Origin of the sequence: Centipeda noxia ATCC 43541 (assembly GCF_000160555.1) — a bacterium.
GTDB lineage: Bacteria > Bacillota > Negativicutes > Selenomonadales > Selenomonadaceae > Centipeda > Centipeda noxia.
This window is the reverse complement of the sequence record NZ_GG749279.1, coordinates 33857-48175: the sequence shown is the minus strand read 5'-3', so window position 1 is coordinate 48175 and position 14319 is coordinate 33857. Positions and strand designations below refer to the sequence as shown.

Annotated in this window: 13 protein-coding genes and 1 tRNA gene; 3 read left to right on the top strand and 11 right to left on the bottom strand. The window is 54.7% G+C overall.

Translation table 11 applies throughout. From position 1 onward, the window contains the following. The first annotated feature begins 509 nt into the window (after positions 1 to 509). From trkA to HMPREF7545_RS01675, 3 genes are read left to right on the top strand one after another with little or no spacing between them, the layout of a single operon-like run. Complete coding sequence (gene trkA, locus HMPREF7545_RS01685) at positions 510 to 1859, top strand: Trk system potassium transporter TrkA (protein WP_040571112.1); 1350 nt, start codon at positions 510 to 512, stop codon at positions 1857 to 1859. Then, positions 1859 to 3298, top strand: a complete 1440-nt coding sequence (locus HMPREF7545_RS01680; protein ID WP_006693930.1) for a TrkH family potassium uptake protein — start codon at positions 1859 to 1861, stop codon at positions 3296 to 3298. The genes trkA and HMPREF7545_RS01680 overlap by 1 nt, the downstream gene beginning before the upstream one ends. A 5-nt stretch (positions 3299 to 3303) precedes the next feature. Next, the gene (locus HMPREF7545_RS01675; protein WP_006693929.1) at positions 3304 to 4752 is read left to right on the top strand and encodes a TrkH family potassium uptake protein; all 1449 of its coding nucleotides are present in this window, start codon (positions 3304 to 3306) and stop codon (positions 4750 to 4752) included. 52 nt (positions 4753 to 4804) lie between these two features. Here HMPREF7545_RS01675 and HMPREF7545_RS01670 read toward each other — a convergent pair whose 3' ends face one another. The 11 genes from HMPREF7545_RS01670 to HMPREF7545_RS01620 form a co-directional block, all read right to left on the bottom strand. Continuing rightward, positions 4805 to 5338: an NYN domain-containing protein gene (locus tag HMPREF7545_RS01670; RefSeq protein ID WP_006693928.1), complete on the bottom strand. Its 534-nt coding sequence runs from the start codon at positions 5336 to 5338 to the stop codon at positions 4805 to 4807. Then, complete coding sequence (gene rlmB, locus HMPREF7545_RS01665; RefSeq protein WP_155812199.1) at positions 5331 to 6137, bottom strand: 23S rRNA (guanosine(2251)-2'-O)-methyltransferase RlmB; 807 nt, start codon at positions 6135 to 6137, stop codon at positions 5331 to 5333. Before rlmB ends, HMPREF7545_RS01670 begins: the two co-directional genes overlap by 8 nt. Positions 6138 to 6148: 11 nt before the next feature. Next, positions 6149 to 6787, bottom strand: a complete 639-nt coding sequence (gene thyX, locus HMPREF7545_RS01660; protein ID WP_006693926.1) for an FAD-dependent thymidylate synthase — start codon at positions 6785 to 6787, stop codon at positions 6149 to 6151. After that, positions 6777 to 7277: a Mini-ribonuclease 3 gene (locus HMPREF7545_RS01655; protein WP_006693925.1), complete on the bottom strand. Its 501-nt coding sequence runs from the start codon at positions 7275 to 7277 to the stop codon at positions 6777 to 6779. The genes thyX and HMPREF7545_RS01655 overlap by 11 nt, the downstream gene beginning before the upstream one ends. A 7-nt stretch (positions 7278 to 7284) precedes the next feature. Beyond that, a complete protein-coding gene (gene cysS / locus HMPREF7545_RS01650) occupies positions 7285 to 8712 on the bottom strand; it encodes a cysteine--tRNA ligase (RefSeq protein WP_006693924.1) in 1428 nt (475 codons plus the stop codon). A gap of 11 nt (positions 8713 to 8723) precedes the next feature. Further along, the gene (gene cysE / locus HMPREF7545_RS01645) at positions 8724 to 9446 is read right to left on the bottom strand and encodes a serine O-acetyltransferase (protein ID WP_006696397.1); all 723 of its coding nucleotides are present in this window, start codon (positions 9444 to 9446) and stop codon (positions 8724 to 8726) included. A gap of 212 nt (positions 9447 to 9658) precedes the next feature. Beyond that, the gene (locus tag HMPREF7545_RS01640; RefSeq protein ID WP_006693921.1) at positions 9659 to 9952 is read right to left on the bottom strand and encodes a late competence development ComFB family protein; all 294 of its coding nucleotides are present in this window, start codon (positions 9950 to 9952) and stop codon (positions 9659 to 9661) included. A gap of 28 nt (positions 9953 to 9980) precedes the next feature. After that, the gene (locus tag HMPREF7545_RS01635) at positions 9981 to 12656 is read right to left on the bottom strand and encodes an acetate and sugar kinases/Hsc70/actin family protein (protein WP_006693920.1); all 2676 of its coding nucleotides are present in this window, start codon (positions 12654 to 12656) and stop codon (positions 9981 to 9983) included. Positions 12657 to 12787: 131 nt separating this feature from the next. Next, positions 12788 to 12862, bottom strand: a tRNA-Arg gene (locus HMPREF7545_RS01630). Positions 12863 to 12900: 38 nt separating this feature from the next. Further along, positions 12901 to 13596, bottom strand: coding sequence for a hypothetical protein (locus tag HMPREF7545_RS01625; RefSeq protein ID WP_006693919.1), 696 nt, complete (start codon positions 13594 to 13596; stop codon positions 12901 to 12903). 18 nt (positions 13597 to 13614) lie between these two features. Next, the gene (locus tag HMPREF7545_RS01620; RefSeq protein WP_006693918.1) at positions 13615 to 14307 is read right to left on the bottom strand and encodes a Crp/Fnr family transcriptional regulator; all 693 of its coding nucleotides are present in this window, start codon (positions 14305 to 14307) and stop codon (positions 13615 to 13617) included. Positions 14308 to 14319: the final 12 nt, after the last annotated feature.

Below are 14319 nucleotides of genomic sequence, written 5' to 3'. Positions count from 1 at the left end.
TATTTATTATTCTGTTCACTTCATCTTCGCACTCACTATTTTTCCATGAGAATTGAATCGTCTCTTTTTCTATTTTACACCTCAGTTCACGCACATACAATTAACTTCTTTAGGGAAGGTTCCCAGACTCATTTAAAATAGTGATTTCCTATGCACTGTTTTTTCATGTCGTAAGTGATCGTATCTTTAAGTTCCGCAAGCTCTTCATCCAACATACGAACCTTCCACTAGCAGTAATTGTTCCACATATTAGTCCAGATAGATCAATACAACCTAATGATGGGGGCACAGGAGGTTGCGCGAAGTTCTCCAACTTCAAGACCATTTCAACAACTTTTTTCCGCATCTGCTAAACTACATCAGTCAGAAAAATCCGCTTTTTAATTATATCATAATAATATCTTCTCTCAATCCATTTCCTCTCCCTGCTTCAATATGAGTTTAACTTGCCAAGAATATATGGTATACTTCTTTATATTTACTTAAGTGGTGCACAGGAGGGATTCATTGTGCGTATTGTGGTTGCAGGAGCAGGGCGGCTGGGCTACAGCATTGCATCGCTCCTCTCAGAGGAGGGTATGGATGTCGTTGTAGTCGACGGCGAAGAGAGTCAGCTTGAGGCGGCGAAGACGACACTCGATGTGCTGACCATTGCGGAGAATATCGCAAGCCCGCTCACAATGAACGATCCTGACATCAGGAGCGCGAACATTCTCATCGCGGTGACGGAGAGCGACGAGGTAAATATTGTCGCCTGTGTGCTTGCGAAAAAACATGGGATTGCGCATACAATCGCCCGCATTCGCGATATGAATTTCACCGTGGATGCCGGAAGATATCTTAAAGAAAATTTCGATATTGATCTCGTCCTCAACCCGGAACTCATCACGGCAAATGAAATCAATCGTATTCTAATGACGCCCGCTGCGCTCAACGTAGAGGATTTCGCACAGGGAAAGGTGCGCCTTTTTGAGACGCGCATCCGCCGCCGCTCTGCCATCGCGCGCAAACCACTCAAGGAGCTGCAGCTCCCGCACGGGGTACTCGCAGGGTTGATCTTTCGCGATCATCGTATGATTATCCCGCACGGCGATGACGTATTTCTCCCGGGTGACAATGCCTACTTCATCGGTCTTCCCGACCGCATCGAGGAGTTCAGCCAGAGTCTCGTGCCGAGCGACACACATAAACTGACGCGTGCCGCCATCATCGGTGCAGGACGGACGGGCCGCGCGCTTGCATTGATGCTTGAGCGCCAGGCCGTGCAGGTAAAGGTCATCGACCGCAATCGTGAGCGCTGCGAACTGCTCGCGGAGAAGCTGACATCGGGCCTTGCAATCTGCGGAGACGGTACAGATATTGATCTGCTGACGGAGGAGGGCGTTGCGGAGGCGGATGTCATCGTCTGCCTGACGGAGGATGACAAGCTGAATCTTATGCTGGCGCTCCTTGCGCGCCACCTCTCAGACAATAAAATTAAGACAGTCGTGCGTGTCGACCGCAACGAGTATATCGACCTTATGGAGAAGGTCGGCGTCAATATCGCGCTCTCGGCGCGTTTGCTCTCAGCAAGCGAGGTACTTGCCTATGCACGCGGCGGCGATGTGACGCGCGTAACGCTCCTCGAGGGGGCGCGTGCGGAAGCGCTCGAGGTGATTGTCAGTCCCGGCGCTTCGGTCGTCGGGAAGAAACTGATGGACGCGAATCTCCCGCGCGAATGTCTTGTCTGCGCCTATGTGCGCAGTGAGGAGGCCGCTATCCCAAACGGTATGACGGAGCTTATGCCGGGGGATCGCGTGATCCTCTTTGTCCTCAAGAGTTTCGCAAAAAAGGCACTTGCTTATTTTGGAGATGACTGATGCGTTTTGATTTATTCTGGGTGCTTATGGGGCGCACAGCATATGTCTTTGCGCCACTGTATCTCATCCCGTTTGCCTATGGCTTTGCTTTCGGTGATCCTGCAGCAGGTTCTTTTCTTGCGCTTGCCGTATTGAGCGCAATACTCGGCATGGTCTTCGGCAATATGGGCCGCAGTCATATGCGGCAGCTCTCGGTGCAGGAGGGAATGCTGTTTCTTCTCGTCGTATGGTTTCTGCTTGCAGTGCTTGGTATGCTGCCGTTCCATCTCGCAGGACTTCATCTCTCTCCAATCGATACATTCTTCGACTCCATATCCTCACTTACGACAACGGGCATGACGGCACTCGGCGGGGGACTTCCTCCTTCTCTGATTCTTTGGCGGGCGCTCATGAGCTGGTTCGGGGGGCTGCTCTTCATCGTCATTCTTGTGACGGTGCTTCCGGTGGTTGGGGGATGCTTCGGCGTCGATTTCGCCGTACAGCAGGAGCGCCTGTTCAGCCCGCTCTGGAACCGCATGACACGTCCCATGCGGGAGATGACAATACTCTACATTGCCATCACTCTTGTCGCAGTCTGTATCTATCTTATGGCAGGCGATGAAATATTTCCAGCACTTATCCTGGCACTCTTTACGGTTTCGTCAGGTGCGGGTCCAATGACCGCGGGACTGCCTCCGACACCGGGGCTGATATTCGGCGGCGGCCTGGTGTCCCTGCTCTCGGCGCTTCCGCTGCTCACAATCTGGCAAATGCTGCATCGCCGCTCCGGTACAGAGATCGTTCGTCATATGGAACTGCGGGCATTTTTTGCTCTTTTCATCGGTGCCGGAACGCTGCTTTGTGTGCCCCCCATATTGCACGGCACACAAAGTCTCGCAAGTGCGATCGGCTACGGATATTTCTATGCCATCTCTTTTCTCTCAACGAACGGCCTGATGCTGCAGGAGGAGATTCCTTTTCACAACGGTTCTGAACTGCTGCTCATCGTCCTTGCCATAATTGGAGGGTGCATGGGCTCAGCAGCAGGTGGTTTCCGGATATCGCGCGTGCTGGTACTGATCTCTTTGGCATGGACAGAGCTTCTGCGCACGCTGCACCCGCGAATGGTAATCGCCGTGCACCAAGGAGGAGAGGTTGTTCCCCTGCATTCTGCGGGACGGATTCTCGTACTTGCATTTCTCTTTGCCGCAGTTTTTTCAGCGGGTACTCTCCTCATTGCCCTTGCAGGACTCAGCCCCATCAAGACGATTACGCTGACGGTCTCCTGCCTGACGACCACAGGCGGCGTCGCTTCGCTTGCAGATTTGAATACGGCTGCGGTGCTGCCTTCCTGGACAAAGTTTATCTGCGCGCTGCTCATGATTCTCGGGCGTATTGAGATCTTTGCATTTTTCCTCTTCATTGGCTCGCTCCTCGAAGAGACGGGACATAACTGGTAGACGTTATGAATATCTACACCATCAACTACATTCTCTCGCGACTCTCTTTTGCAATGGCAGGAGCGCTTATGATTCCGCTCGTTCTCGCCATCGTCAATGATGAGCCAAGCCGAGAGGCCTTCATGCTGTCTATGCTCATCAGCGCATTCTTCGGCCTTGGCTTTCGTCGCTTCGGCCGCCCTGCAGAGGAACTGACGGCACGCGAGGGCATCGCCATCACAGCATTCGGATGGTTCACAGGGACATTTCTTGGAATGCTCCCCTATCTGCTCGGTCATTATCTCAATTTTCTCGATGCGCTCTTCGAAAGCATCTCAGGATTTACCGGCACGGGCGCAACGGTTTTTTCTTCGCTCGGCACCCTTCCGTACAGCGTTCTCTTCTGGCGTATGATGACGGCATGGATCGGCGGCCTCGGCATCATCGTTATCTTTATTGCGCTTCTCCCGCAGTCCGGCGCAAGCACGATCTATATGTACAATGCCGAGGGCATGGGGCCGACAATGGAGCGCGTCATGCCGCGCCTGCGCGATATGACGATGGCGCTCTTTAAGATTTATCTTCTCTTCACGGCGGTCACAACCGTTGTTTTTATGCTCTGCGGAGTGGATTTCAGCATTGCCGTTACACACGCGATGTCCACGATTGGGACATGCGGTTTCTCAACTTACGACGACAGTACCATGCACTTCCACAATCTTCCATTCGAGCTGTGGACCGCACTCTTTATGTTCCTTGCGGGGGGGAGCTTTTCACTCTACTACCGCGCTTGGGTCAAAGGGCCATCCGTCATCCTGCGCAATACGGAGTTCCGCACCTATCTCGGTATTGCGCTCATCGCAATGCTCCTCATCGCTCTGAACCTCATCATAGAGATGGGCATGGATACTTTCATGGCAGCGCGCGTCGCCGTCTTTCAAGTGACATCTCTTTCGACGACAGGGTTTGTATCAGCGGATTTCGAGACCTGGCCAACATTCTCAAAACTTCTCCTGCTCCTGCTCATGATCATCGGAGGATGTGCCGGTTCGACCGCGAGCGGCATCAAGGTAGCGCGTATCGTTCTCCTTGTGCGCAACGCGCGTGCTGTCATCCTGCAAAAGCTGAATCCGCACCGCGTCGTTGATATCTCGCTCGGCGGCACCCACGTTGACGGTGCAATGCTCCTGCGCGTGGGTTCCTTCTTCTTTCTCTATCTCACGATCATCTTCATAACTGCATTCCTGCTCACAATGGACGGTCTGCTTCCCTTTGATGCAATCGCCGTTGCGGTCAGTACGCTCGGCAATATCGGCCCGGCATTCGGTATTGTGAATGCAACCTCAACTTATGCACCGCTTTCTGATTTTGTAAAAGCAGTACTTTGTTGCTCCATGCTCCTCGGACGCCTCGAGATATTTACGCTGCTGATTCTCCTGCGCCCCTCGTTCTGGCGCAAGACAAAGCGATGGTAGTATATCGGCATACAAAAAATCTTTGAACAGCAGTTCAAAGATTTTTTTGTGCTTATTTTCTGCGCCGCAGTTCTTCAAGACGCGCGCGTGTATCGTAGTCGAGACGCTCATGGACTTCGATGCGTGCAAGCGGCCGGCTGTGCGGGTTCATATACTCTGCTTTCATCAGCTTCTTTGCCTTTTTCACCGAGCGGCGCAGCTCGGGGGAGGTAATACGATACGCACCCGCGCCAAGGATGACGCTCTGTTCCGCACCATCCGAGGTGACGACATACACCTCACGCCCCGCACGCACTGCTGTGTAGGCCAGGCGCTCAATGCAGCTGTCTGCTGTCTCTCCCGCCCCCGTGTAGATAACCTTCATGCGGTCACTGATCTGCAGTTCATGCTCCTCTTCCTCGGTAAAGAACGCATCGAACACCACAGTCATCTCATAGTTCTCGAATGTGCCGTACTCCGTAAGGATATGGACAAGGACATCGCGTGCCTCGTTGAGATTGCCGCGCAGGCGCATAAGTTCGGGCCATGCATTGATGACATTGTAGCCGTCAACGAGATAATATTCCGACTTCCTCTGCCTAGCCATGCGGCACCACAGCCTTTGCCCTGCGCTGCCGCTGCGCCTCGTACATGAGAATGGCACCAGCGGCCGAGGCGTTGAGCGAGTTGATTTTCCCACACATCGGCAGGCGTACGGTGAAATCGCAGATCTCTCGTGTAAGCCGACTCATACCGCGCCCCTCGCTGCCGATGACGAGTACGAGTGCGCCGGTGAGATTCGCACGATCATAGGTCTCTGTTCCGTCCATATCCGCACCCGCAATCCAAAAGCCCTGCTCCTTGAGCGCGCGCATGGTCTGCGCAATATTGCCGATGCGGGCGACAGGAACATATTCAAGCGCGCCTGCCGAGACGCGTGCCACGGTCTCGGTCAGAGGGACGCTGTGACGGCGCGGCAGAAGAATCCCATGTACCCCCGCCGCATCTGCTGTGCGGAGCAGTGCTCCGAGGTTCTGCGGGTCCTCAATGCCGTCAAGGAGGAGCAGAAGAGGATCCTCGCCGCGGGCACGTGCTGCTGCAATAATCTCCTCAACAGAAACATAGGAAACAGGGGCAGCATAGGCAATCACGCCCTGATGGCGTACACCCTCAGGCACCGCAGCATCCAGCTTCGAGCGGCTGACGACATCTGTCGCAACCCCATACTCTCGCGCAAGGTCGCGCAGCTCCCGCACGCCGCTGCCGTGAAGCCCGTCAGCGAGCAGAATGCGGTTGATCCCGCGCCCCGCCTTCATCGCCTCCATGACTGCGTGGCGGCCGGCAAGAATGTCGGAGCGGTGCTCTACAGGGCGCGTGCCGCGCTGGTGTTGTTCCGTATGCTTCATTCGACGCTCCATTATCCGCGCGGAATAAAGCGTTCCAGCCACGGCTCCTCAGCGACAATCAGATCGCGCATCCGCAACATCATCTCTTTAATCTCCCACTGTGCGCCGGGCGTTGTGACGCGCTTCTCATAGACATCCATAAAGGAGCGCAGATTGAGCGTCGTGACAAAATTCGTACACGCACCGCCCGGCAGGACAAAGCGCGCATCTTGTTTGGTCACGCCCAGCGCCAACAGATCGTCATAGGCCTTTTGAATCTCGCGCATGCATGCCATATAGCGTCCATACGCCGCCTCATTGTCTGCTACCGTCTGCGGAACGACATGCCCAAAGAGGCCGTCCGCCTGCTTCGCTGACTGCTCGGAGACATAGCGCTGGCTCTGCACGCTCAGCGAAACGCCGATGCGGTGACGGCTGTATTGTGCGAGCAGTGTACGCGAGACATTCTTAACAGCAAATGTCATGGAGCAATGCTCTACCACGGAGAGATGCTTGCTTGTCATAATGCGGTCCAATAGACGCAGCATCTCTTCCTCCGTTTTCTCCTGCGCGAGCAGCTCAATCGGCGAATCTGCGCTGTAGCAGGTCCGCGCCGCCGTCCAGCAAGTTTTCAGATAGTTGGGGGTCTTCGAGATCAGTTTAATTTCCATTGTTTTGCTCCCGCTGAATATTTTCCATCATTTCTTTGGCGATGATCTGAAATGCCGCCTCAGCGATTTCCGCAAGGCGCTCGTCCTTTTCTTGAATATAGAGGCTCCCGAGCAGTGCCTCAAAGCCCGTACTCGCGTGATAATCCGCAACAGATGCACTGCGCGGCGCATGGCTCTTCGTATTGCGTGCCCGCCGATAGATCGTCTGCTCCTTCTCTGTTAGCATGGGTGCAATGCCGCGGTAGGCGCGCGCCTGCCAGAGCGCCGAAACAATCTGTGCACTGAATGAATGGAGCGCCTGTACCCTCGCCTGCTCATAGGAAAGAAGGCGCATCCGCACATAGAGATGAAAATAGGCATCGCCCACATAGGCGAGCACAAGAGGATGCACATTCTGCATATCCACATTCTCGTAACGCGTGCGGATATTGCCGTCCTCATCCGGCAGGAACATCATGCGTACAAGCCGCTGAAACCGTTCAAATTTCATGCGCTGCTCAAGTCCTCTTCCAGCGTACGCCCGTCGGTGTGTCCTCGATCACGACGCCGGCATTCTTCAGCCCATCGCGGATCTTATCCGCAACCGCCCAGTTTTTTGCGGCGCGTGCCTCCTGTCGGATGCCGATGATGATATCCATCAAGGCATCGGCAAGGCCGTCGTCCGCAACCATCTCCTCCTGCTCAAAGATGCCGATGATCTCCGCCATTGTATAAAATGCATCCGCAGCTTTCTTAAAGTTTGCGGCATCAAATGAAGTCCCTCGCTCCACCTCTTGATGATAGCGATTGATCTCCTTCGCGAGCCCGAACATCTGACTGATGGCCAGCGCTGTATTAAAGTCGTCGTCCATCGCGGCATCGAAATCATGCAGGAACGTCTCTGCCTGTGCCGCAAGCTCTGCTGCTGTGTCTGCCGTCCCCTCCCGACTGGAGAACTCCACAATCACATCATGTACATTGTGCAGACGATCAAGCGCCGCCTGTGCCTCATGCAGACGCTCGTCGCTGAAATCGAGCGGACTGCGGTAATGCGTTTGGAGAATGAAGAAACGAATGACTTCGCCCGGAAACTCCTTCAGAATATCCTTCACCGTAAAGAAATTATTCTTCGACTTTGACATCTTCTCGTTGTCAATCGTGATAAATCCATTGTGCAGCCAATACCGCGCAAATTTCTCATCGCCGTCGATGCAGGGTTCTGCCTGCGCGATCTCATTCTCATGATGCGGGAAGATCAGATCGTTGCCGCCGCCGTGAAAGTCAAACACCTCACCGAGGTACTTCACGGACATTGCCGAACACTCAATATGCCAGCCGGGGCGCCCTTTCCCCCAAGGGCTGTCCCATGAGGGTTCGCCCGGCTTTGCCGCTTTCCACAGCGCAAAATCCATCGGATGTTCCTTCGTCTCGTTGACCTCGACGCGCGCACCGGCCTCCATATCTTCAAGGCTGCGCCCGCTGAGACGGCCGTAATGTGCAAACGCCTCCACACGGTAGTAGACATCGCCTGCCCCAGTTACATAGGCAAAGCCGCGCTCAATCAGCGTCTCGATCATGCGGATGATCTCCGCCATGGTCTCGGAGACACGCGGAAAGACATCGGCACGGCGTACATTGAGGGCGTCCATCGCCTTGAAATACGCCGCGATGTAACGGTCGGAAATCTCCTTCCATGTCACCCCCTCGCGGTTCGCGGCGTTGATGATCTTGTCATCCACATCCGTAAAGTTCTGAATGTAGCGGACGCGATAGCCCTTGCGTGAAAGAAATCGGCGGATAACATCCCATGTAACAAAAGGACGCGCATTGCCGATATGCGGATCGTTGTACGGCGTCACGCCGCAGCAGTATATACTGACCTCGCCTGTGCGCAGCGGATGGAACTCTTCCTTTTTTCGCGTCATTGTATTATAGACGGTAAGCATCGTATCTCCCCTTATTTTCGCTCTTCCAGACTGCTCAGGCGCGTCTTCAGTGCCTCGATCTCCTGCCGCATCGCCTCAATCATCTCTGCCTCCGGGTCAGGCAGCATATTGTGATCAAGATCGACATCCAACTCGCTTGCAATCTCCTCTGCACTCTCATCATATGCAAGCGGAAGTTCCCGTTCCTCAAGCCGCTCTGCTTCCGCTCGAACACGATGTCCGTTCATCACAACAATACGCCCTGGGATGCCAACCACAGTCGCGTGTGCAGGAACAGGACCGAGTACGACGGAGCCCGCACCAATCTTTGCATGATCTCCTACGGTAAAAGAACCGAGCACCTTTGCACCGGACGCAACGACGACATTGTTGCCGAGCGTGGGATGGCGCTTCCCCTTCTCCTTCCCTGTACCGCCGAGCGTCACCCCCTGATAGAGCGTAACGTTCCTGCCGACTTCAGCCGTCTCGCCGATAACGATCCCTGTGCCGTGATCAATGAAGAATCCCTCGCCGATCGTCGCGCCCGGATGAATCTCAATACCTGTCAGAAATCGCGCGAAATTGGAGATCAGCCGAGGGAGAAGGACCCACCCGCGCACATAGAGCGCATGCGACAGGCGATGCAGCCAGATGGCATGGAGTCCGCCGTAGCAGAGAATGACCTCGATCACGCTCTGTGCCGCGGGGTCTCGCTCAAAGACAACGCGGATATCACGTTTGATCCTTGCGAACATAGCAGCTTCCTCTCTCCGATACATATGCTGGCAGCAAAAGAAATGCGCCCGCATCTCTTCAGAGACGCCGACGCGCAGATCGCCTTTGATTTCTCCTTTATTCTACCAAAAAAGGGGCGCGTGCGCAAGAACAAGGAGATTGCTGTCATAAAAACACCCGCAGGAAATCTCTGCACGTGTTTTGGCTAAACGAAAGAAAGGCCGTGCCGAGGCTAGATCCCCTCTTCGTTTCGTCCGTGATGCGGCTTGCGGCCGACAATCTGCATCGCGCGCAGCGTCTCCGTCAGCACCTCTACCTCGTATTGGAGCTCCATGCCCTCCACGCGCTTCAGAACATCTCCTTTATGTGTGGAGACATAGCGCGGCGGCAGGTTGTTCAGCGCAATCATCATCATATCTGTGCAGCATCGATCGCACATGCAGATGTCGGGATACTGCGGAGCCAGTCGCTCCAACATATATCCGACGGCATCCTCCATATAGTTCTTAAATGGCAGGTGCTTCATCACTGCGCTCCTTTCTGCGTGCTGTGGATTAGCTCAGACGAACGGTGTATATGGTTCCCTTGTCGTCCCTCGCCGCGAGACTCTGCTCCGAGGCAACCGTATATTCAATCGTGTTTGGCGACTTCTTGCGAATGTAGACGCCGACCTCGTCGGCATCGCTTACGTCGGCATCGTCAATCATGCAGCGTACCATATGCACCTCCGCCGCCTTCATGTGACCCTTCAACGCGCGCGGCTCCTGCGTATAGTAGAGTTCAAATTCATCTTCATCCGCATAGGTAAAGTAGGTCCATGTGCCGTAGTCGACACGGGCATCAATATCTACTTTAAAACATCCGCGCTCATTGAGACTGCCGAGGAAGTATGGGAACAGGAGCTCGTCATGCTCATCCACGTTCTTATTGATGATCTTGACATCTTTCCCTCCCTTGCGGCAGCGCAGAAGGCCAAATGCCACTCCCGTTTTCCCCGTGCGCAGGCGGTCAAATCCGTCAAGAAGGGACTTCTCCGTCCCCCTGTCCTCATCCTCCATGCCGAGCGGGAGGTAGAGCAGGAAGGGCGCATCCTTTCGCTGTGCCGGCGCTCCCTTTGCCGCGTCGGCTTTCTCCTTCTTCCATGCAGGCTCAGATTTATGCGGAGGACCGCTTTTTACCGTCTGCTGCGGTGCTCCGATCTGACGCGCGATATACTCATTGAACAGCTTGCGAACGATCGGCGCCTTACATGAGTTGCCGGCAAGGAAGATATGCACCTGTCGAACGTCGCGCCCCTTAAACGCAGCCGCCATTGCCTGGAAGAAGTTCTCGACGCCGCGGCGAATGCGCGCCTCCAGCGCGCGCTCGAGCTTACGCACATTGATATGCAGACGGAGTTCCGCACGGTTGCCCGCATTCCCCGTCTTCTCTGACGAGAACAGCGTAATCTTCGTGTCGAATGCGTCTCCTGCCGCGAACTCCGCATAGCCTGCACCGCGCTCCCAAAAGGGGCGCAGACGCTCGGCTAGGATCTTATTGTTCAGATGAGATGCCGCGTCGCGCGTCTCACGAACAAGCGCCTCTGCCCCGGCAAATGTCTCACTCTCGGGCGGCAGGGCAAATGTGATCTTATGGCGGCGCATCTCTGCGAGGTTGTCTTTGAACACCTCATAGGCGAGCAGTTCGAGAATATTCTCACCGCCGAGATACATATCGCTGCCGAATCCAAACTGCTCGATGATGAATTTTCGCCGCCCGTTCTCCGGCACATATTCCACGCCGAAATCAAAATCCGTCGTTCCGCCGCCGAAATCGAATACGCCGTAGGCAACCTCCTCGCCCACGCGCTTCGGCTCAAGTCTGTACGCCTCAAGCGCGCTGACCGCATATGCCGCCGGCTCATTCGCCCCGTCATAAACGCGGAAACGGCACATCATCTCGGGATCATCGAGCAGCGCTTTCGGCAGGCTCTTCCGAAGTCCGCGCTCAAAGCTCTGCCGAATATGCTCGCGAACACTCTTTTCATATCCCACGGGGAAGGAAAGAATATAGTCCAGGTAGATACTGCGATGCATATTGTTGATGTAAAGGCCGAGATAGTAAGCATAGATCTCGATCGGATCAAATCCGCCCGCGTCGAGGGGCTGCGTCTCCGCATACGGCTTGACCTCCTGGATATAGCCGCGTCGATCTTTCAGGATCGGTGAGTTCGCCGTATCGCGCGTCCAGCGCTTGAGCTCACTGAACACCGAGTAATAGACGGCGATGCCCTCCGCAGACTGCCGCTCAAAGATCGCTTCTGCTGCCTGATGAGACGCCGTCACCTGTGCCCATTCCGTGTAGGGCCGACCTGCACGTGCGCGATAGAGCTGCTTAAACTTCTCGATGTCGATCAGTTCGATCGCCGTCGGATTCTCATAGTCCTGGACGGTCGGCTCGTTCTCATAGTCCCCCTTGCCGATGCGCAGGAGGCGCGCTTCACGGTCGCGGCAGACAACCACGGTGCTGCGCGTACCGAAGTCAATGGCACAGGTGCCGTTCATGATAACATCCAGCTGGGGCGGACGCGCCACAAGAAAATCTGTCGACGGCAAGCGAAGGCAGACGCTGTCCTCACGGCCCTCCTCCGTCAGTTCCTCATAGAGATCCCAATGGCCAAGGCTCATATCTGTCAAAATACGCTCTGCATAGGGCTGAATATTAGCGCGCACATGGTCGACGTTCAGGAGCTCCCTTTTAAAGGGCTCAATGGAGAAATCCAGCGCAACTGAACCCGTATTGATCGCCGTCTCGATGATGCTCTGAATATCGAAGCTAATGCCGAAAATCGTCTCCTTAAAGCGTCCCGCCACAACATCCTCGGCAAATCGTTCATGATCAAAGACAAGCTGATCCGCCTCGATGCGAATATAGGAGCGGATCTTCGGATACTCGGCCACCAGGCGCCTCAGGCGCTCCTCCTGCTCATGTGAGACGTCCTCCGCATTGAATTCGTCCGCAATCCATTTCAGGAAACTCTGCGCACCGCCCTTCTCCATGCCCAGCGAGAACATGTACTTCTTATTGACGATGGACGCCGTCTCATCCTTCAGCTTCGCAATGTCACTGCCAATCTGACGTCCAAAGCGAAGCGAGCTCTCGTAAAAAAACTGCCGAAAAGCATCCTTTTTCAAATGTAAGCTGCGCATGAGCACCGGGCGCCCCGTTGCCTGCACCTCTTTTCGCGCCATTCATTCATCTCCTAACGAAAACCAATTAAACCCTTGGTGTAAATATTCTTCGCATTCAGTCAAAATCCTTTTTCAATACGCCTATAATAAAAAAGTCCTGCGGAAAAACCGCAGGATAAACATACAAAAAATGGTGCGCTCGGCGGGAGTCGAACCCACGCTTTCAGCTCCGGAGGCTGACGTCCTATCCACTGGACTACGAGCGCGCTGTGAAGGCACAATGTGCATTATATCTTAAAAGCAGCTATTTGTCGAGTTGTTTTTCACCCTGTGCCCCGTCGTTCTTTTCCCCGGCACTTGCAGCTGAAACCGGTGCAAAATAGGCGCGTATCGCGTCGACCTCATCCTCGATGAAGAGCGCGACCGGAGATTCGCGAAGCATGACAAGTTCGAGCAGACGTGCCTGCTCGGCCGGTTTCTGCTCCTTCATTGACACGGGATCTGCCGCGGCACGCGTCAGCGTGATCGCCTTTTGCTCCGCTGCAGCATATTCATTCGTTTTGTTCAATATACTCGCGAGCTGATCATAGATGCGGTCTGTCAGCTCGATTGGCGGAGCATTCTTCTCGATTCGGCTGCGCAGCTCCTGCATCTCCTGCTCAAGATCAGAAAGGCGCGCATACGTGACCGAGAGTCCGACAGCCCCCTCCTTTGCGTCGGAGAGAATCTGATGATAGCGCGACCAATTGCGGTCCAGTTCCGCAATCTGCTTTTGATAGGTTCCCCACCACGGCATGAAAGACTCCTGATCACGGATGATGACGGCGCGGGCCTCCGGGGTCAGCGGCGGCGCGGCCCTCTCCGCAGTCTGCATCCGAAAGACAACGCCGCCAAGCACGGCGAGCAAGGCGACAAAAATAAGAAAGATGCGCCGCGGCAGATAACGAAATAAGATCAGCAGCAGCACAACGACAATTGCTGCCAGAACGTAGATCAGCATAAACTTCTCCAATAAAACTCAAGCATCGGCACGGCACTGCAGTGCTGCACGATCCAGTATATGAATGCGCCCGCGTGCGGTCTCCACCATGCCTTCCTGACTGAACTCGCGGATCAGCCGGCTGACCACTTCGCGCGCTGTGCCGAGAGACTGTGCCGTCTGCTCATGTGTCAGGCGGATCTCGTCATCGCCTGTCCGCTCAGATTCTGCAAGCAGAAACCTCGCAAGCCTCCTGTCCGCAGAGATGAAGAGCGCCTGATGAAACTTCCCCAATATCTCTGAAAGCCGCTGCATGGAACGCTCATATGCGGCGACACGCACATGAAGATTCTCGCCTAATATTTGCCGTACCACAATCGTATCCGAAAAAAACAGCCCGGTATCCTCATCAGCCTCAATCGAGATGTCGCATAAATTCCCGTCAAAAAGAGCAGCAGCAGTAAGCAGTGCAGCATCCCCTGCACGAAGAAAACAAAGCGTGAACGCGCGCCCCTCCTCCGAAAGGATATATACGCGCAAAACGCCGGATATAATATGCAGTACCCCTGCACTGCCGAGGGGGCCGCGGTAAACAGAAGTGCCTTTTCTGAAGCGCATAAAGCGCGTATTCCGGAGCAGAACATCCTGCTGCGCATTTGTCAGTGGATGCCACAGATCAAAGGAATCGATATAATCTCGAAAATGATAGTCCTCCGAAGCATGCACCGACATATCCGTCCCTCT